Genomic DNA, 22,080 nt, shown 5'->3' with positions numbered 1-22,080 from the left:
TCTTGAATAGAGTAGTAAATAATTACCACAAAACTATGGATTCTATTCGACTACAAAGATTACGTTGTTTATCAGATACAGGGGAAGTTAAAATTAAACCCATTACGGTACTTGTGGGTGAAAATAGTTCCGGTAAAAGTACCTTTTTGCGTTTCTTTCCCTTGCTTAAACAAAGTGTAGAGTCTAGAACCATTGGACCGGTTTTATGGAATGGTCGGTTAGTGGATTTTGGTAACTATGAAGATGCTCGTCAAAAGAATTCTCAAGAGGATATTTGTTTAGAGTTTAAATTTGAAATTGCATCCACTGACCGTAGATTTGTGGAACGGGAACGACTCTTATTAACAGAACAGCCATTATATATTTCTATAAAGCTAAATCTTTCAGAAGATAGAAAACAGCTAATTACTAAGACTCATAGACTATTGGTAACTTTTGCTGATTCAAAAATTGACATCGAGATAGATAAAAACGATAAAGTATCCAATTTTAAGGTTAATTCTTTAGATATTTTGAAAAATTTTGGTGATAATTATGTGGTTTCGCAACTAGGACAAAAGGCAATATTACCACAAATTAGAGAACTAACAAATAATCAAGCTGATGAACCAATCTTAATGACAAAAATGAGCTTTTATATGATAAGCCGTAGAAGATTTGCTTTTCAAAGACTATTTAATAAACTGTTTGAGAAGACAAAAAAAAAGGCACACCATTCCACATCAGAAGAAACAATTTTGAGAATGGTATCTTCATTCAGGATTGGATATTCAGAAAGTATGCTAGAAGAGATAAAAAATAATAATGTTACAAAATCATGGAAAAAAAAAGTTGATTCTTGGACTTTAGATGCTAAAGATTTTCTAGAATTTCGGGATCTGATTATTGCCAATTCAGTTCCTTGGTTACTAGAACAGTGCGATACTTTATTGGGAGATTTTTCTACTAAAATTAGTTATATGGGACCAGTAAGAGCAACAGCAGAGCGTTACTATAGAACACAAGATTTAGCAGTAGATGAAGTGGATTATCAAGGGGTTAATTTACCTATGTTTTTACGAAATTTAACTAAACCGGAACAGCAGAGATTTGGGAAATGGACGCTTAATAATTTTGGATTTGAAACTTTAATAAAACCCAGTCGTGGATTAATTTCTCTAGAAATACGTTCTTCTATAAATTCTCAAGAATCTTTTAATGTTGCTGATACAGGATTTGGGTTTTCTCAAATTTTACCTATTATTACTCAGTTATGGTTTCTGAGTGAGTTTACTAAGGTTTCATCCAGAATATCTACTCGTCGTTTACTATGTGATAGTCCTATTGTTTTCGCAATTGAACAACCTGAATTACATTTACATCCTCGTTTACAAGGGGTTTTAGCTGAAGTATTTGTTAAATCAATTGAAGCAGCAAAAAAACGAGGGATTGACTTACGTTTAGTCATTGAAACTCATAGCGAAGTGCTAATTAATAAATTAGGATATCTGGTTGCAGAAGAACGCATTTCACCAGAAGATATTAATATCGTCTTATTTGATAAATTGGATCAATCTAAAGAGATAAAAGTCACGACAAGTCAATTTGATTCTGAGGGATATTTAAGCGAGAATTGGCCATTAGGATTTTTTGATATGGATCTTCTTTAATATGTTAATTAAAATTGATAGTTCTGTTATTAAAGATATTAAAGATTCTCATTCATGGCCTGATGATCTTATTCTGACTCTTGAAAATTTAGCCACTGCAAGACGTGAAGGAAAACATTCAATAATTGCAGATTTAAACACTTTAAAAATAATTACTAAGTGTTCAGATTTATCTAAAAATGCAAAAAATGTCTATAATAGAATATTAAATGATAGAAGTAAATTTAAAGCTTATCTTTACCATGTCTCGAAATATATTGAAATCATTAATCCATGTGAAGTCAATAAAATAAATTCTCATTCAGGAAAAGATATTATTCAATTGCCTTACACTTTTTTTAATGATTCAGAAACCATACAAAAATCGATACTGTTATGTGAAAATTTACAAGATACTAATTTTTATAAGATAATTGGTAAAACTTTTTGTAAGTGGAATAACATAAATATTAAACTAAATTTTGAATCTAGGTTAGGAGGAGGAAATACAATAGCAACTGTATATGATAACATTCAAAATAAGAAAAAAAGGTTTTGTATTTGTATTGTTGACAGTGATAAGTTATCTCCTGAGAGTAGTTTAGGTTCTACTGCTAAAAAAGTTAAACAAAAAGATGATAATGCTTCCCTTATAACACAACTTTATATTCTCCCTGTTCGTGAACTTGAAAACTTAATCCCTCTTTTAATTTTATCTGAACTTATATCTAACAATAAAGATAGAGAAAACGCTTTTAAGCAATTAGAAGAAATTGAAAACAGTTCAGTAATAGAAATACGACAGTTTTTAGATATCAAAGAAGGAACACAACTTAAAAAAATAGTTAAAGAAACGATTTCAGTCAAAAATTTTTGGAATGATAAACTAGATAAATATATTAATAATATTGATGAATGGTGTTACAAAAATTGGTCTTGTACGAATGAACAGTCATGTAATTGTAAAATTTCATTAGGTTTTGGTGAAAACATCCTAGAAAATACCATTACCTATCTCAATACTCAATCACCGTCTAAAATCACCTCTATGGTTGAAGACTCTTTACGTTCTGAATGGGAAAATATTGGACAGTTTATGCTAAATTGGGGTTTTGCAGATCCTCCAATGCGTATTTAATTATTATATGAGTCTAAAATGTTAGAAGATGGAAATCTATCTTTTAATACGAAATTCGTCGGTACTCAACATATTGTAATTCAATAAATCGTGATATTAATATAACTATTGACATATTTTTAGATGTTCAAAAATCCCAGTACAATGATAAACCTTTATAATATAAATAAGGCTGTAACAAAACTTCACGGGTTAGGGATATGCCAAGCATCGTTGTTATTACTGGGTTTGAATCATTTAATCTCGACTTGTACCGACAAGCTGCACAGTTAGCGCAGTCACGGTGTCAGAAGTTGGATATAAAAATATTTAGCGATCGCAGTCTTTCTCAAGAACCAGAAATTATTGAGAATGCTCTTCAGGATGCAGAGGTCTTTTTTGCTAGTTTAATCTTTGATTATGACCAAGTCATTTGGTTAAAAGAAAGAGTACAAAACGTTCCCATTCGGTTAGTTTTCGAGTCAGCTTTAGAATTAATGAGTTTGACGCGCTTAGGAAAATTTGTCATTGAGGAAAAACCAAAAGGAATGCCCAAACCTATCAAATTTATTTTAAGTAAATTTTCAAGTGGAAAAGAAGAAGATAAGCTGGCCGGTTATTTAAGTTTCTTGAAAACAGGACCTAAATTATTAAAATTTATTCCAGCAAAAAAAGTACAAGATTTACGCAACTGGTTAATTATATATGGCTATTGGAATGCAGGGGGAACAGAAAACTTTGCAGCTATGTGTTGGACAATAGCAGAAAAATATTTAGACATCGAAGTAGGAGAAATTCCCGAACCCATTGAAACCCCTAACATGGGTTTACTTCATCCAAACTATGATAGTTACTTTACTTCTCCTCGTGACTATTTAAACTGGTATCAACAAGAAAAATCTTTGGATAACCCTCTGGTTGCTATTCTTTTATACCGTAAGCACGTTATTACTAAACAGCCTTATATTCCCCAGTTAATTCGTTTCTTTGAACAACAAGGGTTAACCCCTGTTCCCATTTTTATCAATGGAGTAGAAGGTCATGTTATTGTCAGAGACTGGTTAACCACTGCTTATGAAACCCAACAGCGAAACTTAGGGAATATAGAAATTCGTTCTTTATCAAAAGATGCCATTGAAGTCGATGCTATTGTCTCTACCATAGGCTTTCCTTTAGTCGGTGGTCCAGCCGGTTCGATGGAAGCAGGGCGACAAGTTGAGGTAGCGAAACGTATTTTAACAGCCAAAAATATTCCCTATATTATTGCTGCACCTCTGTTGATTCAAGATATTTATTCTTGGACACGACAAGGTATAGGAGGATTACAAAGTGTAGTCTTATATTCCCTTCCTGAGTTAGATGGTGCTATTGACACTGTACCGTTAGGGGGTTTAGTGGGTAATGATATTTATATTATTCCTGAGCGAGTAAAACGATTAACAGGAAGACTCAAAAAATGGATTAATTTACGGAAAAGTGAAACCAAAGATCGCAAAATCGCTATCATTTTATATGGGTTTCCTCCCGGTTACGGCGCAACAGGAACTGCCGCTTTATTAAATGTTCCCCGTAGCTTACGTAAATTATTACAGGAATTAGAAAAACAAGGTTACAACGTGGGAGAATTACCTGAAGATGGGGAAATAATTATTAATCAAGTTAAAGAAGCAGATGAAGCCATTATTACACTGAATGATAATAAGAATGGGAAGACAACCGTTAATGTAAGAAAATTAGAAGAATGGTTAGGATACCTATTAATCACTCGTATTGAAAAGCAGTGGAAATCATTAACAGAAACAGGAATAAAAACCTATGGAGATGAATATCAAATCGGGGGTATTCAATTAGGAAATGTCTGGATAGGTGTACAACCCCCATTAGGTATTTCTGGCGATCCCATGCGGTTGATGTTTGAAAAAGATTTAACCCCTCACCCTCAATATGCAGCCTTTTATAAGTGGTTGCAAAATGATTTTGGTGCCGATGCTGTAGTCCATTTTGGGATGCACGGAACCGTTGAATGGTTGCCAGGTTCACCATTAGGAAATACTGGCTATTCTTGGTCAGATATTTTGTTAGGAGATATCCCAAACTTATATATCTATGCAGCTAATAATCCTTCAGAATCTATATTAGCTAAACGTCGGGGTTATGGTGTTTTAATTTCTCATAATGTACCCCCTTATGGACGAGCAGGGTTATATAAAGAATTGATGGCGTTACGAGAATTAATTTCTGAATATCGAGAAGATCCCAATAAAAATGAGATTTTAAGGGAGGGTATTGTTCAAAAAATTGTAGACTCTGGTTTAGCTGCTGATTGTAAGTTTGAAGAAGGTAAAAAATTGGGCATTGACTTTACCGTAGAAAATGCGAAATTGTTTAGTAAAAATGCTTTAAATGAGTATTTTGTCAAGGTTTATGAATACTTACAAATTGTAGAACAAAGACTCTTCTCTTCTGGTTTACATACCCTCGGTGAAATTCCTAATCAAGAACAACTAGATTCTTATCTAGAGGCTTATTTTGGTGAGAAGTTAACCGATAAAGAGAGAAAAGCCATCACCTCTGAGTCACCTGATTTACAATACATATTAGAGTCAGCAAATGGTAAAAATGAAACGATAAAAGAAGCCATTTATATTAGAGATTTACTGAAACAAACATCAGAAGAATTAACTAACCTATTACGAGGTTTAAATGGAGAATATATTGCCCCTGCACCGGGGGGAGATTTACTGAGAGATGGCACAGGAGTCTTACCCACAGGACGAAATATACACGCCTTAGATCCTTATAGAATGCCGTCTCCTGCTGCTTATGAGAGAGGCCGAGAAATTGCCAAGAAAACCATACAACAACATCTAGAAGAACATGATAAATATCCCGAAACCATTGCCGTTTTATTGTGGGGATTAGACGCAATTAAAACTAAGGGTGAATCGTTAGGTATTTTATTAGAATTAGTGGGTGCAGAACCTATAAAAGAAGGGACTGGACGTATTGTAAGATATGAGTTGAAGCCGTTAGAAACATTAGGCCATCCAAGAATTGATGTTTTAGCCAATTTATCAGGTATTTTCCGTGATACCTTTGTCAATATTATTGAACTCTTAGACGATTTATTCCGACGAGCAGCAGAAGCAGAAGAAGACCCCGAAAAAAACTTTATTCGTAAACACTATTTACAGTTAAAAGAGCAAGGCGTAGAAAATGCCTCAGCGCGACTCTTTTCTAACCCTGCTGGCGATTTTGGCTCCTTAGTCAACGATCAAGTTGTTGACGGAAACTGGGAATCTGGCGACGAATTAGCGAATACTTGGGAAAAAAGAAATTCCTTTAGTTATGGACGTAAAGATAAAGGACAAGCAAGACCCGAAATTTTAAATCAACTATTAAAAACTAGCGAAAGAATTGTTCAAGAAATTGACTCAGTAGAATACGGTTTAACGGATATTCAAGAATATTATGGTAATACAGGAGGATTAAAATTAGCGGCCGAAAAAAAAAGCGGTAAAAAAGTAACAGCCAGTTTTGTAGAAAGCTTTTCTAATGATACTAACCCCCGAAAATTAGAAGACTTATTAAGGTTAGAATATCGAACAAAATTACTCAATCCCAAATGGGCCGAAGCAATGGTTAACCAGGGTTCAGGAGGTGCCTATGAAGTCTCCCAACGGATGACAGCATTAATAGGATGGGGAGGAACAACAGATTTTAAGGATAATTGGGTGTATGATCAAGCGGCACAAACCTACGCTTTAGACCCAGAAATGGCCGAAAAATTACGGAAAGCTAACCCAGAAGCATTTCGTAATATTGTGGGAAGAATGATTGAAGCAAACGGTAGAGGTTTCTGGGATGCTGAAGAAGAAACCTTAAAAAAATTACGGAATTTATATGAATTAACTGATGAAGAGTTAGAGGGAGTTACTAATTAAATAACTCAAAAGTTTATGATTTTAAAAATAAACTCGATAATTCTATAATTCCTGAGTAATAATAGAACGAATATCTTGAATAAACTCTGAGGGAGTTTGAATTATAATCCCTGTTTTTTGGGCAACTTCTTGAGTGAAATCCTTAGTATTTAAACTAAGTAATCTATCGGCTTTAACTAATAAAGCAGCAGCAAGAATAGGTGCATCTTTAGGTTCAATAATATCAACGTAAGCTGAAAACTTTTCTAGAGAAGGATTAGGTAAAACCTCAAGATTTGTGTTATCAATAATCTCATTAAACACAGGCATAGCTTTAGGAAGTTTTTTGTTAATATTTCTCTGACATTCTTCTAAAACTTGCTCTGAAACTAATAACTTAAATAAACCTATTTCTGCCATTGTTAATACAACTCGACTCGCACCAGTTGAAGATGCAGACCCTGCAATTAAGATACTAGAATCAGCAAAAATTAATTTCATTATTCATATTTTTCTTTATATATAATTTTTCTTTCATTTTCTAATCCTTCTAATAACTCCTCTAAACTGATTTTTTCTTCTTCTCGAATAGCAGTAATTTGTTCAGTTAATTGAGGAACTTTAGGTTGTTTTGAAGTTAATATAATTACATCCTCAATTTCCAATAAATTTAACCAATCCCCTTCATGAAGATTAAGTTTATCTTGAATAAGTTTAGGGACAGCGATAGTCCCATCTTGTTGTAAGCGAATGGGAAACGACTTCATTTTTTGTTTTCATTATTTGGGACTAATTATAATTCTATCAAGTATTTCATCAAAAAGCTCTACGACTCTGTTCTCTTTCTAATCTTTGGTTACAATGAGGACAGACTCTTTTGCGTTTTCCATCTATGACCCAATTGTAAGCTATTTTTCTAATTTGATTTCCACACATTTCACAGGGTCTAGTCTGCCAGGCTTTCCAAATAATCTTAACAATCCAAAAAAACAACAAAATTGGCCAAAATAAAGCAATTAAAACAAAAGATACAATAAAGTCATTCTCCTTTGCTTTCCTTTTTCGTGCCATTTATCCCTCCTTAGTGATTTAACACAAATCATCCCTAATACTTATCTTATTCTTTAAAATAACTTAAACCTAATAGAGTTTATAAATATTCATGCTTTATTAAGATCAATAACATAAATTAATTCTCCTTCATATTATGAAGTATCATCTTCAGGCAAGTCATTAATTCCTGTAATTGCATCAAGAATGACCTCTAATTTACCCTGAAGTCGGTTAAATTGATGTTCAATACGATCTAAACGTGCATCAACCCGATCAATACGCTTATCAACTTGATCAAACCGTTTATCAATATGTTCCTCTAATGAAGCCTTCCCTAATCTTGTAACAGATGATTTCTCCTACTTTATCAACCGAAAATATACCTTTGGTTTTGCAACTTTCACCAGCGATCGCAATGACAGATGAACAATTCTTTGCGTTATGTCAATTAAACCGAGATTATCGCCTCGAACGCAACGCCAAAGGAGAATTAATTGTTATGCCCCCCACAGGTTCAGAAACAGGGAATCGTAACTTTAAACTGATTCAGCAACTTGCTAACAGGACAGACGAAGACGGTTCAGGAATTGGTTTTGATTCGTCTACAGGGTTTAAATTACCCAATGGGGCAGATCGTTCTCCTGATGCAGCTTGGATGACATTGAAAAAATGGAATTCTCTCACAGAAGACCAGAAAATTAGATTTGCTCCCATTTGTCCTGATTTTATCGTAGAAATACGCTCCCCTAGCGATCAACTGCAATCCCTTCAAGATAAACTACAAGAATATATCGATAATGGCGTAAAATTAGGCTGGCTCATTGATCGCAAAAATCGCCAAGTCCATATATATCGTCCCCAAACAACAGTAAAATGTTTAGAGAATCCAACAACCTTGAGCGGTGATCCTATTTTGCCAGGCTTTAGGTTGAAAATGGATAAAATTTGGTAATTAAATTATTAGCTTATGTCCTTATCTAAAGAAAAAAAAAGTATTTTAATCACTGGTGGTGCCGGTTTTATTGGTTCCAACTTTGTACATCATTGGTCTAATCATTATCCTGATGATAACGTAATTGTTTTAGATGCTTTGACTTATGCTGGAAATCGTCAAAATTTAGCGGATTTAGAAGATAGACAAAACTTTAAATTTATTCAAGGAGATATTTGCGATCGCCCTTTAATTGATAACCTCTTGAAAGAAGAAAATATCACCACAGTCGCTCATTTTGCCGCTGAATCTCATGTTGATCGTTCTATTCTTGGCCCTGATGCTTTTATTCAAACCAATGTCATTGGAACCTTTACTTTATTAGAGAGTTTTCGTCACTATTGGAATGAGCAAGGAAAGCCAGAAGATTATCGTTTTCTCCATGTCTCTACCGATGAAGTTTATGGTAGTTTAGAAGCCGATGATCCCGCTTTTGCAGAAACAACGCCTTATGCACCTAATAGTCCTTATTCTGCCTCAAAAGCAGGGAGTGATCACCTAGCAAGAGCTTATTTTCATACTTATAATGTACCAACAATCATCACTAATTGCTCTAATAATTATGGACCTTATCACTTTCCTGAAAAACTAATCCCCTTGATGTGTATTAATATTTTATTAGGTAAACCCTTACCTGTATATGGAGATGGCCAAAATATTAGAGATTGGTTATATGTAGGGGATCATTGTTCAGCATTAGAAACCGTTATTAATAAAGGAAAACCAGGAGAAACTTATAATATCGGGGGCAATAATGAAGTTAAAAATATTGACTTAGTCACCCTGTTATGTAATCTAATGGATGAGTTAGCCCCAGACTTACCGGTTAAACCGGCAAAAGAGTTAATTACTTTTGTAAAAGATCGACCTGGACACGATCGCCGTTATGCTATTGATGCGACAAAAATCAAAACAGAATTAGGCTGGAAACCCCAAGAAACCGTAGAAAATGGCTTAAGAAAAACCATTAAATGGTATCTGAATCATCAAGATTGGTGGCAACCTTTACTATCAAAAGAGTATCAAGACTATTATCAAAAAGTCTATGGTTAGAGATTTGAATAATTACTAATTGTTGCAGATTTGCTATAAAATGTGAATAAAAGATACTGGAGAGATTTGTTATGTGGAATCGAGTAGCACCAAGATGGTTTTTATCTACATCATTTAACTCATCAAAAAAAAATATAGCTGGACATCAAAACCTTGGAGATGAACCATTAAATGTTTTTCTCTTGCCAAAACTTTTTTCTGCATTGAGTTTGCAGATTGAAAATCCTCATTATATATTATTAGGAATTGGCTCATTATTAGGAATACGTTCATCTTGTATGAAATCGAACGAACTTGACCTCCCTTTAATTGTATTTGGGTCAGGTTATCAATATGGAAAAGTAACACCTATTCCAGAAAAAAGCAAAGTGATTTGTGTTAGAGGTAGTGCTACTTGTAAGGCGTATGGATTAGATGAAATGTATGGTGTAGCTGATCCTGGCATTCTTTTGCCGAAATATATTAGTCGGGATGTATCTGCTGTACCAGGAAAGTCAGCTAGGATATATAGGTGGAGTTATGGATTAGATAATCATAAATCCTTTTATAATGAGTCATCAACATCACAAGCAGTCAAGTTTCAATTTATCAACAGTTTTAGGTCTTTACGGCATTTTCAATTTAGTGATATTTTTTCCACTAGAACTGATGAGGGTATTCTTCCCTGGTTAAGAAAATTATGGTCTTGTGAGAAAATAGAAACAGAATCACTTCATGCAGCAATTCTTGCTGATGCTTATGGGATTCCTTGGAAGCCTCTTGGAAGACGATGGGGGTTCAAATGGCATGACCACTTTTCTATGTTGGGCATCACGGAAAAACCTAGAGATTATATACTAACTGATAGAAAAAACTTGATGAAAAAATCAGTATGCTTATGGAAAAACAAGAGGTTTTAATTAATTATGTTAATAGCTTATCCTAGATAGGATTACCTTAACTTAGATTATGAGGTTTATTAGTGGACTAACAGTAGGATGTTTTTCTGTGATCATGTCTCGAATAAAGTCCTGATTGCTACTTTTAGGATTTAAGTTTATTATTCATGATTCGTCCTATATTAACGATCTGTCTCAACATTGGTGTTTTATCAAACCATTTCAGATTTGCAATATCACTCCGTGAACTCCTTTGCCATCCTAAATTGGGAACAGATACCAAAGTTAGTAAATCTGGATTTCGTTTACGGAAAGTTGAAAAAGCACCATCGACGTGCATAGGACCACCATCAGGATGTCCAGGTGGTCTTTGTTGAATCACCTCAAGAAACTTAACTAAAGAATCGAGTATTATTCCATTAACACCATAAAAGTGAGCAGTTACTATGGGAAGTTTACACGGTTGTAACTGAATTTTTATATTACCCTCTTTAATATTATCTTGCTCTAATCTATGTCCAAAATAAACAAATGCCCAATCATGTTGTTTGAGTTGCTCAATAAGCATATCACTCTTTTGATAAAAATCCTCAGCAATTTGTAAATCGTCTTCCATAATCAAAACATTTTGAAGATTCTTATCTCTCGCTTCTTTGAGAATGGTGTAATGGCTTAAAAAACATCCTTTTTGTCCAATGGTCTTAAAAGGTTGAGCTTCTGTAGGTTTTATCGCAGAAAATAAATTAACTTTATTAGAATCAATAGGCATTTCTGCTTTTTCTAACTCTCGTTTCATTGCTGTGAGTCTATCTTGTCTTTCTGGTAAGTTAATAATGTAAGCTTTATCAAAATAATCAATTACTTTCATAGAAGTTTTTAAAATAGATGAGTTAATTGTTTATAGTAGCTTATCGTCATTATAAGCTATTACAGTTAATTGATACTGTTTTGAAGATTATCTAGGGAAAGCGATCGCCTTTTGCATTAAAATTCAATCGACCTAACCCTAAATATAAACCTTGGGCATTTTCCCCAGCCGGATAAGCAGTAATCGCAAATTGATAATCCCCACTAAGTTCGGGATTACTTTTAGGTTTCATGGCAATGGTAAAGGTGTTTCCTGGAGGAATGGGAGGATCAAAAATCACCGCAATGGTATTATTATCGAGATTTCTTTTAACTCTAGCAATGTTTAAATGACCATCTCTATTAACCGGTCTTCCTTCAAAAGCAATCGTATCATCTAAATAAAAATAAATTGTTTCTAATCCTTGAGTTTGTTGAAGGGTCAATTGTTGTAACGATTCTCCCACATCCGTCGGTAAGTGAACCGTAAAGTAATAGGTTGCCCCTTCAACACGAATACGACTTAATGTCGTCACCGTATCAAGCAAACGGGGAGATTTATTAAATAGAGTCAGATTATTCCCTGTAGTTAAGGCTAATAGAGGAGAACTTAGAAAAATAGTGCTACTGATAATCCCTAATATCGTTTTCAACATTGAACTGACCCGAAAAACAAAAACCTAGGTTAACCTAGGTTTCCATTTTACTGATTATTATTTATCCTTTCTAAGGATTGTCTCCCTATCTAAGGCTAATCTATGTTTAGCTAGTAAGATGGGAAGTTAGGACTTCTGTCGTTAGAAGGTTTTGCGAACGGCGGCCGCTTCATCGGGATGAATACCCAAACGAGTTAAATTGAGACGGCCTTTATTGTCGATTTCACGAACCTTAACCACCACTTCATCCCCGACGGCGACTTCTTCTTCTACCTTACCGACACGCCTTTCGGCCAATTGAGAAATATGGATCATACCTTCTTTCCCTGGTAAGACTTCCACAAAAGCCCCGATAGGAATAATACGGGTAACACGACCTAAATAAACCTCCCCTTCGTTCAGTTTACGAGTCATGTTAAAAATGAGGTCACGGGCCCGTTCTGCTTTTTTCGCTTGAATGGCAGCAATGGTAACTGTTCCATCATCAGCAATATCAATTTTTGAACCGGTTTGTTCAGTGATACTCTTGATGGTTTTACCACCCGGTCCAATGACTAAGCCAATTTGTTCTGGATCAATTTTCATTGTCAACAGACGCGGGGCAAAAGGAGAGAGTTCAGGGCGAGGTTGGTCAATAGCCCCCAGCATTTTATCAAGGATATGTAAACGGGCTGGTAAAGCTTGTTCAATGGCTTTAGCCACAACATCCATTGATAGTCCCGTAATTTTCATATCCATTTGTAAAGCCGTGATACCGGTGTCGGTTCCGGCCACTTTAAAGTCCATATCCCCTAAAAAGTCTTCAATGCCTTGAATATCGGTGAGGATACGAACTTCTTTCCCTTCTCGAATCAGTCCCATCGCAGCCCCACTAACGGGTTTAGTAATGGGAACACCAGCATCCATTAAAGCCAAAGTGGACCCACAGACTGAACCCATTGAGGTCGAACCGTTAGAAGAAACCACTTCTGAAACCACCCGAACCACATAGGGAAACTCATCTTGGGGCGGTAAAACAGGAAGAATCGCCCGTTCGGCTAAAGCCCCGTGACCGATTTCTCGTCGGCCTGGGGAACGCAGGGGTTTCGTTTCTCCCACAGAAAAAGGAGGGAAATTGTAGTGATGGAGATAGCGTTTTTCGTCTTCGGGGTGGAGATCATCCCCCAAGTCTTGGGCATCTCCTGGAGTCCCTAAAGTAGCTAGAGAAAAGACCTGGGTCAGTCCTCTGGTAAATAAGGCACTACCATGTACTCTTGGGGGTAAGAGTCCTACCCGACAGGAAATGGGGCGCACTTCATCGAGTTTACGGCCATCCACCCGAATGCCTTCGTCGACGATTTGCGATCGCATTAACTTTTTAGTTAACCCTTTGTAAAGATTGCCCACCGCTTTGGGATCTTCGCTGGTGGTCACTTTAATGGGATCATCTTCGGGGAGTTCGGCGATCGCCTCTTCAATGGCCGTTTCTTTGATATTATCGAGGGCTGTATCCCGTTCGGCTTTACCGAGATCGTACTGAACCAGAACCTTTTTAATAGAGTCAGCAGCGCGATCACTGATAAATTTTTCCAGGGCTTCATTCACCGATGGCGGTTCAGCTTTGGCGATTTCCATGCCCAACTCTTCCATGATGTCGTATTGGGCCCCGATTAAATCTCTCACCGCTTCATAACCAAAATCAATGGCTTCGATAATATCTTGCTCTGGCAATTGGTTGGCCCCGGCTTCGACCATGACCACACCATCAGGACTTCCTGCTACCACGAGATCGAGATCCCCACTTTCGACTTCTCGATAGGTGGGATTAATAATAAAGTCATCGCCTATTAAACCCACTCTCACCGCGGCCATCGGACCGTAAAACGGAATTTGTGCCTGAATCACAGCAATAGAAGCCCCTGTCACCGCTAAAACGTCGGGGGGAACTTCTTCATCCATCGAGAGAGTAGTGGCAATGATTTGAATGTCATTACGCCACCAACTGGGAAATAGGGGCCGTAAAGGACGGTCAATTAAACGACTAATGAGGATTGCCCGTTCTGGGGGACGGCCTTCCCGTCTTAAAAAGCCCCCTGGGATACGCCCTGCAGCATAAAGTCTCTCTTCATAATCTACGGTCAAGGGTAAAAAGTCGATGCCTTCTCTTCCTTTCGATGTTGTTGCTGTCACCAAAACTGCCGTATCCCCGGACTGAATCAAGACTGCCCCGCCAGCTTGGGGGGCTAACAATCCTAGCTTTAGCCGAATATCCCGTCCGTCAAAAGATATTGACTTGTCAAACTCTTGCATGTAGCGTTGGTTCCTTTTCTTTTATCACGTTTCTCTTTCTGTCGCAATCCTAACATTTTTAAGGAACTTGACGCGATGGTTTGACCGAGAAAAACGGAGAGCGCAAGCCCCTAGTTTCTAACTATGGGGATAAGCTCGACAGGGAATTGATTGCCGTCCGACAAAATCTATATTATATTGATTCGAGTTAGCTCAGTGCAGGTAGAATTCGTCGGTACTACCCTAGATTACGACGTAAAGCGACACTGATAACGGAGGCGCGAGCAACCTCTCTAAAAACGTATGCGCTTTAACGAGTAGCAAAATCCAGAAAAGTAAACTAATTTAAGCAAGGTATCCTGGGGCGCAGGATAACTCTAGGATTGTATCCTAGTACGCTTGGGGAGATAAGCCCTCTGGGACTATCTAAGTTAAGCTCGATATTTAGTAGTTTTCTACGGGTATTTGGTTTAAGTATTGCCGTAAGGATAGGTAGTTTAAAGGTGTATCGCTGAACCAAGAATCCCCCGAATTGTATTCGTAGGGAGCGTCAACCATGTAACTCTAGTTACTTAACCTTTTTTGCATTCCCTTTACACTGTGGGTGAGGCAAGTTAGCTGCGTGGGTTCCACGCGACAGGAGTTTAAAACAGTTATGGATCGTAACGCCTTAAAAAATCAAGCAAACGTGGTTATCATTGGTGGAGGCTTCGGAGGTTTATACACGGCTCAAGACCTCAAAAATACCTCTGTACAGGTAACACTTATTGATAAACGTAATTTTCATCTCTTTCAACCTTTACTTTATCAAGTAGCCACAGGAATTCTCTCTCCGGCTGATATTTCTTCACCTTTACGATTGGTTTTACGTCAACATAAAAATACGAAAGTTCTCTTAGATCATGCCATCGATCTCGATCCTGAGAAAAAAGAGGTTATCTTAGATAATCATGAACCCATTCCCTACGATATCTTAGTTTTAGCCACAGGGGTTTCTCATCACTATTTTGGCAATGATCACTGGGAACCCCTCGCACCAGGGTTAAAGACCATTGAGGATGCCATAGAAATTCGTCGCCGTATCTTTATGGCCTTTGAAGCAGCCGAAAAGGAAACAGACCCCGTTAAGCGTCAAGCTTGGTTAACTTTTGTTATTGTTGGGGGTGGCCCGACTGGAGTGGAAATGGCCGGGGCGATCGCAGAAATTGCTCACGGTGCTTTAGCTGGTGATTTTCGCAGCATCGATCCTAAAGAAGCGAAAATTCTCCTCGTTGAAGGGTTAGATCGCGTTCTTCCTCCTTATCCCCCAGAATTATCGGCCAAAGCAGCCGAAGATTTACACCATTTAGGGGTAACAGTCCAAACCCAGTCTATGGTTACAGATATCAATGACCACGTGGTAACGGTCCGCCAAGGAGAACAAATTAAACAAATTAACTCTCGTACCATTTTATGGGCGGCTGGGGTGAAAGCGTCGAGAATGGGCAAGGTATTGGCTGAACGAACCGGCGTACAATTAGATCGGGCTGGACGGGTTGTGGTTGAGCCTGACCTGAGTATTCCAGGCTATTCTGATATCTTTGTTCTCGGTGATTTAGCGAACTTTCCGCACCAAGGAGAACGGCCTTTACCCGGTGTAGCACCGGTAGCCATGCAACAAGGGGCTTATGTAGCCAAATTAATCAAAAAACGCCTCCAAGGAGAATCTTTACCCCCATTCGTCTATAACGACTATGGTAATCTAGCAGTCATTGGTATGAATAAGGCGGTAGTTAATTTAGGCTTTGCGAAATTCTCAGGGTTCTTGGCTTGGTTTATTTGGGTTTGGGCCCACATTTACTATCTCATTGAATTTGATAATAAATTGGTGGTCATGGTTCAGTGGGGTTGGAATTACTTTACCCGTGGTCGTGGGGCCCGTTTAATTACAGGAGAAGGGGAAGGAAAACGCAAAACCAGACCGCAAGAAATGCCTCAAGAATCAACAGAAAAAGTTACCTCTGTGACTCGTTAAAATAGTAGGGTGGGCAATGCCCACCTTCATATCTTTATCTATTTATTGAATTATGACTATTATTACTGAATTAAAAACTTTATATGACATTGATCCTCATCAATGGCTAGAAGAAACTATTAAAATTTTAAAAGATAATCGCTTTCATGAATTAGATTTAGAAAATTTGATTGAGGAATTAGAAGCTTTGGGAAGGAGTGAAAAAAAATGCAGTAGAGAGTCTTTTAGAACAGGTTATACGTCACTTATTATTGCTACAATATTGGTCACAAGAATATCAACATAATAAATCTCACTGGAAAGCAGAAATCATAGGATTTCGGACACAACTAAAACGGAAATTAACCACTAATTTACGAAATCATTTAGCTAAAGAATTACCATCACTTTATCAAGATGCCTTAGCTTATGTGAAGCAAAAAACTAATTTTGATGTTCAATTTCCTGCTGATAATCCTTATGCTCTCGAAGAACTATTAAATATTAATTATTTCCCTGAACCGAAGAATAATTAGTAATTCAGCAAGTTAGACATGAAATTATATATTAAAATATTATTCAGTAGCAGAATATCTCAGAAACTTATTACGAGGCAAAGCTATCATTAGGGAAGCTCATCCCATTACACTAGATAATTCGGAACCTGAACCTGATATTGCTGTTGTTATTTCTCCTTATACTAACTATCTAACTCATCATCCTTATCCTGAAGATATCTATTGGTTAATTGAAGTATCTAATCAAACTTTAAAAAGAGATTTAGAAGAAAAAACAATTACTTATGCTCGTAATGGTATCTGTGAATATTGGGTGATTGATTTACCTCATAAAAAAACTCTGGGTATTTAATCAACTTCAAGGGTTTCAATATCAGAAATGTAGTGAACTGACTAGGGGAATCATTTATCCTCTTGCTTTTCCTGAAATAGGAATAGAAATTAACAACTTATTGATGGTTTAATTAATAATTTTTATAAATAAAAAGTAATTTGATTTAAAAATATGCTAAAAATTTTAACACCAAGATTAAAACTAAGAGAGTGGAAAGAAAAAGACAAAGAACCCTTTTTTAAGCTAAATTCTGATCCTAGAGTGATGGAATTTATGCCAAAATTATTATCAAAACAAGAAAGTGATAGTTTTGTTGAACGTATCAAAACTCATTTTCGTGATTATCAGTATGGACTATTTGCTGTAGAATTAATTGAAGATAAAAGCTTTATCGGATTTATTGGTTTATCGATTCCTAAATTTGATGCTTTCTTTACCCCTTGTGTTGAAATTGGTTGGCGTTTAGCTTATGATTATTGGGGAAAAGGTTATGCTACAGAAGGGGCAAAAGCATCTCTTGATTATGGATTTCAAGAATTAGGTTTATCAGAAATTGTTTCTTTTACTGCGTCTCAAAATGTCCGTTCTCGTAAGGTTATGGAACGTATTAATATGAAATATATTGATGAATTTAATCATCCAGTATTGCCAAAAGGACACCCTTTAGAAAAGCACGTTTTATATAAAATATTACAGCCAATTTCCTACTAAGGTATAAGCTGACCAGTAAAAAGGATGTTTATACCAACGATTTTTTAACATCGATAATTGTGCTTGTCTTAAAGCCTCTGCTTTTGATAATTTATTAGTAGATAATTGTTGATAAAATCGTTCCATAATTTCCGCAGTCGCTTGGTCATTTACTGACCATAATGTGGCTAAGGTACTTCTTGCACCGGCACGTACAGCAAACCCTGCTAACCCCAAGGCTGCGCGACTATCTCCTGATGCTGTTTCACAAGCACTTAAGATTAATAATTCTATAGGTTTATTGCCTTTAGGGTCATTTTCTTTCAGCAACTTTTCTAATTCTAACACATTAATATAGCTATCCCAAGCAACGATATAAGTTTGTTCAAATTGAGAACTAAATTGACCATGAGTGGCAAAATGAACGATAGGAAATGATTGATTTTCTAAGACATTTTGTAAATTATCTAAGGTAAATTCTTCATTTAGTAAATTAGTAGTAGGAACTTGTTTTTGTATTGCGTTTAATTCTTGTCTAACATAAAACAAAGGAACTAATCCTTCTTGTTGAAACGTTTCTGTTAGTCCGCCAAAAAGTGTATTTAATCCTTGATTTTGTAAAGGTTTGGGTGATAATAAACTGAGTCCAGGACTTAAAGCAACTCGATAGTTTTCAATTAGATATTTTTGACCGTCATATAAAGCTCCCATCGGTGCATTTCTAAAGATTCCATCTGGTACAAATACTAAAGTTTTAATTTTATTTTTTTGTAGTTCATTGAAAAAAGGTTCAACTAACCATTTATATAAAACTTTACCATCATCAAAAAATTCTCTTTGACTCCGTATTACTATATTATAGCGAAATTGTTTGACTTGTTTTTCTAATTCTTGTTGAGAAATGTCAGTAATATGAACTCGTAAAGATTGATCAGGTAAACTGACTAAAACAGCCAAGCGATCGCTTAATATAATTGGATAAATGATAGCAGCAGTATCATCAATTTCAGCGATATCAACGGGTTGACTTTCAACACAAATATCATTAAAAAAGTTATTTAATTGGGCTGCTTGTAAGGCTTCAATTTGCTGACGAGCTTCTTCTAATTCTTTTTGACTAACAATTTCTTGATTATTTCTAGGTAATAACAAACTCAGTAATTCTCTATAAACAGGTTCAACTTCTTCTTGAAAAGAAAATTTATATTCTCTATTATTAGCTAAATCATCTCTTAAAGTTTTCAGATTATTTACGGCTCCTAAATAAGCGGCAATTGCTTCTTTTTCAAGCCCTAAACGATAGAGAATTCTTCCTAATTGCCATTGTAATTTATAAGTAACATTAGTCAGTTGTATGGCTTGAGACTTTATTAAGGCTTGTTCCGTTAATTGTTTTGCTTTTTCATTTAATGCTTTGCTGGTAAGATTGATTTGATTAATATCCTTAAATTGATAAGTTTGAGAACAATTAAATAAATCCCCTAGGGCAGCATCTTGCCCTTGACAAGTTTGTACAAAAGCCAGTTTTTCATAAAGTTTTCCTAAATCACCAATGGCATAAATAATTCCTTTTTCATAGTTAATGATTTCCGATTCTTTTTGAGCCTTTTCTAATAAATCTTTGATGCTTTGCCAAGAGGGTAATAAATCAGAGGAGTCAGCTAAATTACTCCATTTTAGTAAAAGATTAGCTAAGTAAATTTGACTATCGACTTGAGTTTGATTTAAAGGAGTTTGTAATAAATTGTTTTCTATCGTAATGAGCAACTGTTGTGCTTCTTTCCATGAGTTTTGACTAATTAATAAATTGAGTTCAGCTAACTGACTCTTTAGTTTACTTTCTAAGTTAGTCGCTATAAGTATAGACTGCTGATAAGTTTCTTTGGCTCCTTCTATGTCATTTTGTAATTCGAGATTTTGTCCTAAATTAAACAAAATAGAAGCTTTGACTTGAGAAGAAGAGACTTGAGATAAAATCTGATCGAGTATTAATTGAGAACTTTCTAAATTCCCCTGTTGACGTAAAATTTGTGATAAACTCAACCATCCTGCTTGCTCTAAAGAGGTTAAATTGTCAGATAATGCAACAGTGATATTATCAAGCTTTAACTCGTAACATTTCACAGGATTTTCCATCAACTGATTGGCTAATTTGTGACAAGCTTGGGTATATAATCCTAATGCTTGTAATGCTCTAGCTTGATTAATATGGGTGCGAAGAATACCAGTCTTATCCTGAACTTTTTCATAGGTTTCTGTGGCTGTTTCCCAACTGGATAAAGCAGCCAAAGGTGAGCCTTTAGCTAATAATAAGGTTCCTTGAATATTGAAAGCTTCAGCTAAAATAGGGAGGGTTTGATTATCCTGGGATTGAGATTGTAACAACGCTAAACTGGTATTAATAAAACGGTCTGCTTCTTCCCATTGTCCCAATTGACTATAGGCTAAAGCAAGATAGCTGGACACTCTCCCTTGACTAAGGGTGTCTCCTTGTTCTTGATATCCTTTAAAGAGATTTAACCAAATTGCGATCGCTTGATTGATATCTCCTTGTTGATACCATTGTCTACCTTGTTGTTCTTGGCCTAACGGAGGAGAAGAAGCGATGATATTATGACCAGGAAAAATAGACCAAGAAAGGGATAAACTGAAACTAAGGAATAATAATAGTAAAAAACGAACCAAAGAAGGAATAATCAACAGCATTTTAGTTGTGTTTGTTGCCTTTTGGCTTCTAATTTAAGCATCAATCCACTCTAAACTAACACGATTGATAATCTAGAGATTTTCTATAAAATTTTCAGATCCCCAACCCGATCGCATTATTCTAAGATTAAGACAGGGTAAATAGCTCATGAACCCATTTTCTGTGGCCAACCCCGAACCATCCCCAACATGATTTTAAACACTTCAAAAACTATGAAACATACCCTTTCTGTCCTAGTGGAAGATGAAGCCGGCGTTTTAACCCGTATTGCTGGTTTATTTGCTCGTCGTGGGTTTAATATTGAGAGTTTAGCTGTCGGTCCTGCTGAACAACCTGGAATTTCTCGCATTACGATGGTGGTTCCTGGCGATGATAGCACAATTGAACAGTTAACCAAACAACTCTACAAATTGATTAACGTCCTCAAAGTCAACGATATTACCCAAACCCCTTGTGTAGAAAGAGAACTGATGTTAGTTAAAGTGAGTGTCACGGCCACTAACCGGGCCGAGGTGTTAGAAGTGGCTCAAGTTTTCCGAGCGAGAATTGTCGATATTTCTGATGATACCGTGACCGTAGAAGTGGTCGGTGACCCCGGAAAAATGGTGGCCATTGTCCAAATGTTAAACAAATTTGGTATTCGGGAAGTGGCCCGCACCGGAAAAATTGCTCTAACCCGTGAATCTAGGGTGAATACAGAGTATCTCAAGTCCTTAGAAGCTAAAATTCAATAGCTCAGTCTATGTCAGGGAAAAAAGAAAATTTCGATCCGCCTAGAGTTAGGATATCCCAACCCAATAGGGTATTATCTCCCTAATCCGTCCCTTAGCTCAAGTTGTACTATAGTATTAAGAGCAACGTTGAACGACTTCTGATGTCATTCTCTAAATATTAGGTAAAGAAAAGAGTCAGGCGTTCAAACCAAGCTAACTATCAAATCCTGGGTTACACAAAGAATATCTATTCGTCTATGCGATAGGGTTATTCAACAACTATAATCAATAGGAGTGTTTAAGAGATTAGCAATTATGAGTAACATTGACGATCAAATCCAACAAGAAAGAGAAAACGCAAAAAACGTCTGTAGCACCGAAGGAAGCGATTCTGGAAATTGTGCAGCTGCTTGGGATGCAGTAGAGGAACTTCAAGCAGAAGCTTCCCATCAACGTCAAAAACAAACCCCAAAAACAAACTTTGAACAATACTGTGACGATAATCCCGATGCAGTTGAATGTCGAGTTTACGATGATTAGAGACAATGGGTGTTTTAGTTGACTTATTGTTCTTTAAATTTATCTAAAACTCAGGGCAGTGAAGATGATCTAGAATTTTCACTGCTTTTTTTCACCAAAAGCAAAGAGAATAGAGTCAGAAAGACATCTATTCAAATAAGATAACATTTCTCATACAACCTTGCCTTTTAAT

General features: G+C 36.2%; 17 protein-coding genes and 1 pseudogene. 12 read left to right on the top strand and 6 right to left on the bottom strand.

What is annotated here, in order from left to right; translation table 11 throughout:
• The first annotated feature begins 2 nt into the window (after positions 1-2).
• The 3 genes from C4E06_RS08260 to bchH all read left to right on the top strand — a co-directional run bounded on the left by C4E06_RS08260 (position 3) and on the right by bchH (position 6,689).
• Positions 3-1,649 carry an AAA family ATPase gene (locus tag C4E06_RS08260; protein WP_198648423.1) on the top strand — a complete coding sequence of 549 codons (1,647 nt, stop codon included), beginning with the start codon at positions 3-5 and terminating at the stop codon, positions 1,647-1,649.
• 1 nt (position 1,650) lies between these two features.
• On the top strand, positions 1,651-2,766 hold the full coding sequence (locus C4E06_RS08255) for a hypothetical protein (protein WP_198648422.1): 1,116 nt from the start codon (positions 1,651-1,653) through the stop codon (positions 2,764-2,766).
• A gap of 200 nt (positions 2,767-2,966) precedes the next feature.
• Complete coding sequence (gene bchH / locus C4E06_RS08250; protein WP_107667634.1) at positions 2,967-6,689, top strand: magnesium chelatase subunit H; 3,723 nt, start codon at positions 2,967-2,969, stop codon at positions 6,687-6,689.
• Positions 6,690-6,731: 42 nt separating this feature from the next.
• Here the strand turns inward: bchH and C4E06_RS08245 are convergent, their stop codons facing one another.
• Together C4E06_RS08245 and C4E06_RS08240 are read right to left on the bottom strand one after the other, a co-directional pair.
• Complete coding sequence (locus C4E06_RS08245; protein WP_107667633.1) at positions 6,732-7,169, bottom strand: putative toxin-antitoxin system toxin component, PIN family; 438 nt, start codon at positions 7,167-7,169, stop codon at positions 6,732-6,734.
• Positions 7,169-7,435, bottom strand: a complete 267-nt coding sequence (locus tag C4E06_RS08240; protein WP_107667632.1) for an AbrB family transcriptional regulator — start codon at positions 7,433-7,435, stop codon at positions 7,169-7,171. Before C4E06_RS08240 ends, C4E06_RS08245 begins: the two co-directional genes overlap by 1 nt.
• A gap of 635 nt (positions 7,436-8,070) precedes the next feature.
• On the opposite strand from C4E06_RS08240, the gene C4E06_RS08230 reads away from it, so the two are divergent.
• The 3 genes from C4E06_RS08230 (at position 8,071) to C4E06_RS08220 (ending at position 10,664) form a co-directional block, all read left to right on the top strand.
• The gene (locus C4E06_RS08230; RefSeq protein WP_107667630.1) at positions 8,071-8,673 is read left to right on the top strand and encodes a Uma2 family endonuclease; all 603 of its coding nucleotides are present in this window, start codon (positions 8,071-8,073) and stop codon (positions 8,671-8,673) included.
• Between the two features lie 15 nt (positions 8,674-8,688).
• Positions 8,689-9,765, top strand: a complete 1,077-nt coding sequence (gene rfbB, locus C4E06_RS08225; RefSeq protein ID WP_107667629.1) for a dTDP-glucose 4,6-dehydratase — start codon at positions 8,689-8,691, stop codon at positions 9,763-9,765.
• Positions 9,766-9,836: 71 nt separating this feature from the next.
• A complete protein-coding gene (locus tag C4E06_RS08220) occupies positions 9,837-10,664 on the top strand; it encodes a polysaccharide pyruvyl transferase family protein (RefSeq protein ID WP_107667628.1) in 828 nt (275 codons plus the stop codon).
• A 124-nt stretch (positions 10,665-10,788) separates the two neighbouring features.
• Here the strand turns inward: C4E06_RS08220 and C4E06_RS08215 are convergent, their stop codons facing one another.
• From C4E06_RS08215 to C4E06_RS08205, 3 genes are all read right to left on the bottom strand, one after another.
• The gene (locus C4E06_RS08215; protein ID WP_198648421.1) at positions 10,789-11,511 is read right to left on the bottom strand and encodes a glycosyltransferase family 25 protein; all 723 of its coding nucleotides are present in this window, start codon (positions 11,509-11,511) and stop codon (positions 10,789-10,791) included.
• A 91-nt stretch (positions 11,512-11,602) separates the two neighbouring features.
• A complete protein-coding gene (locus C4E06_RS08210) occupies positions 11,603-12,145 on the bottom strand; it encodes a DUF2808 domain-containing protein (protein ID WP_107667627.1) in 543 nt (180 codons plus the stop codon).
• 141 nt (positions 12,146-12,286) lie between these two features.
• Positions 12,287-14,434: a polyribonucleotide nucleotidyltransferase gene (locus C4E06_RS08205; protein ID WP_107667626.1), complete on the bottom strand. Its 2,148-nt coding sequence runs from the start codon at positions 14,432-14,434 to the stop codon at positions 12,287-12,289.
• A 634-nt stretch (positions 14,435-15,068) separates the two neighbouring features.
• Here C4E06_RS08205 and C4E06_RS08200 point away from each other — a divergent pair.
• The 4 genes and pseudogenes from C4E06_RS08200 (at position 15,069) to C4E06_RS08185 (ending at position 17,969) form a co-directional block, all read left to right on the top strand.
• Positions 15,069-16,427 (top strand): NAD(P)/FAD-dependent oxidoreductase, encoded by a 1,359-nt coding sequence (locus C4E06_RS08200; protein WP_107667625.1) that lies wholly within the window; start codon positions 15,069-15,071, stop codon positions 16,425-16,427.
• 52 nt (positions 16,428-16,479) lie between these two features.
• Positions 16,480-16,942, top strand: a pseudogene (locus C4E06_RS29515) (DUF29 domain-containing protein).
• A gap of 28 nt (positions 16,943-16,970) precedes the next feature.
• On the top strand, positions 16,971-17,276 hold the full coding sequence (locus C4E06_RS08190) for a Uma2 family endonuclease (protein ID WP_198648428.1): 306 nt from the start codon (positions 16,971-16,973) through the stop codon (positions 17,274-17,276).
• 153 nt (positions 17,277-17,429) lie between these two features.
• Complete coding sequence (locus tag C4E06_RS08185; protein ID WP_107667624.1) at positions 17,430-17,969, top strand: GNAT family N-acetyltransferase; 540 nt, start codon at positions 17,430-17,432, stop codon at positions 17,967-17,969.
• Here C4E06_RS08185 and C4E06_RS08180 read toward each other — a convergent pair.
• Complete coding sequence (locus C4E06_RS08180; protein ID WP_107667623.1) at positions 17,949-20,654, bottom strand: CHAT domain-containing protein; 2,706 nt, start codon at positions 20,652-20,654, stop codon at positions 17,949-17,951. The genes C4E06_RS08185 and C4E06_RS08180 overlap by 21 nt on opposite strands.
• A gap of 213 nt (positions 20,655-20,867) precedes the next feature.
• On the opposite strand from C4E06_RS08180, the gene ilvN reads away from it, so the two are divergent.
• Positions 20,868-21,389 (top strand): acetolactate synthase small subunit, encoded by a 522-nt coding sequence (ilvN, locus tag C4E06_RS08175; protein WP_009547809.1) that lies wholly within the window; start codon positions 20,868-20,870, stop codon positions 21,387-21,389.
• Between the two features lie 294 nt (positions 21,390-21,683).
• Positions 21,684-21,908, top strand: coding sequence for a Calvin cycle protein CP12 (locus C4E06_RS08170; protein ID WP_009547808.1), 225 nt, complete (start codon positions 21,684-21,686; stop codon positions 21,906-21,908).
• Positions 21,909-22,080 lie beyond the last annotated feature (172 nt).

This window comes from Cyanothece sp. BG0011 (assembly GCF_003013815.1).
Taxonomy (GTDB): domain Bacteria; phylum Cyanobacteriota; class Cyanobacteriia; order Cyanobacteriales; family Microcystaceae; genus Crocosphaera.
The sequence above is the reverse complement of the archived record's forward strand: the minus strand, read 5'-3'. Positions and strand labels throughout refer to the sequence as shown.

What these genes read in the sequence shown, in the direction of transcription:
- C4E06_RS08230 (WP_107667630.1), top strand. Translation starts at nt 8,071, where the DNA reads ATGATTTCTCCTACTTTATCAACCGAAAATATACCTTTGGTTTTGCAA.
- C4E06_RS08240 (WP_107667632.1), bottom strand. Translation starts at nt 7,435, where the DNA reads ATGAAGTCGTTTCCCATTCGCTTACAACAAGATGGGACTATCGCTGTC.
- C4E06_RS08170 (WP_009547808.1), top strand. Translation starts at nt 21,684, where the DNA reads ATGAGTAACATTGACGATCAAATCCAACAAGAAAGAGAAAACGCAAAA.
- rfbB (WP_107667629.1), top strand. Translation starts at nt 8,689, where the DNA reads ATGTCCTTATCTAAAGAAAAAAAAAGTATTTTAATCACTGGTGGTGCC.
- C4E06_RS08245 (WP_107667633.1), bottom strand. Translation starts at nt 7,169, where the DNA reads ATGAAATTAATTTTTGCTGATTCTAGTATCTTAATTGCAGGGTCTGCA.
- C4E06_RS08210 (WP_107667627.1), bottom strand. Translation starts at nt 12,145, where the DNA reads ATGTTGAAAACGATATTAGGGATTATCAGTAGCACTATTTTTCTAAGT.
- C4E06_RS08185 (WP_107667624.1), top strand. Translation starts at nt 17,430, where the DNA reads ATGCTAAAAATTTTAACACCAAGATTAAAACTAAGAGAGTGGAAAGAA.
- C4E06_RS08200 (WP_107667625.1), top strand. Translation starts at nt 15,069, where the DNA reads ATGGATCGTAACGCCTTAAAAAATCAAGCAAACGTGGTTATCATTGGT.
- ilvN (WP_009547809.1), top strand. Translation starts at nt 20,868, where the DNA reads ATGAAACATACCCTTTCTGTCCTAGTGGAAGATGAAGCCGGCGTTTTA.
- C4E06_RS08215 (WP_198648421.1), bottom strand. Translation starts at nt 11,511, where the DNA reads ATGAAAGTAATTGATTATTTTGATAAAGCTTACATTATTAACTTACCA.
- C4E06_RS08220 (WP_107667628.1), top strand. Translation starts at nt 9,837, where the DNA reads ATGTGGAATCGAGTAGCACCAAGATGGTTTTTATCTACATCATTTAAC.
- C4E06_RS08205 (WP_107667626.1), bottom strand. Translation starts at nt 14,434, where the DNA reads ATGCAAGAGTTTGACAAGTCAATATCTTTTGACGGACGGGATATTCGG.
- bchH (WP_107667634.1), top strand. Translation starts at nt 2,967, where the DNA reads ATGCCAAGCATCGTTGTTATTACTGGGTTTGAATCATTTAATCTCGAC.
- C4E06_RS08255 (WP_198648422.1), top strand. Translation starts at nt 1,651, where the DNA reads ATGTTAATTAAAATTGATAGTTCTGTTATTAAAGATATTAAAGATTCT.
- C4E06_RS08180 (WP_107667623.1), bottom strand. Translation starts at nt 20,654, where the DNA reads ATGCTGTTGATTATTCCTTCTTTGGTTCGTTTTTTACTATTATTATTC.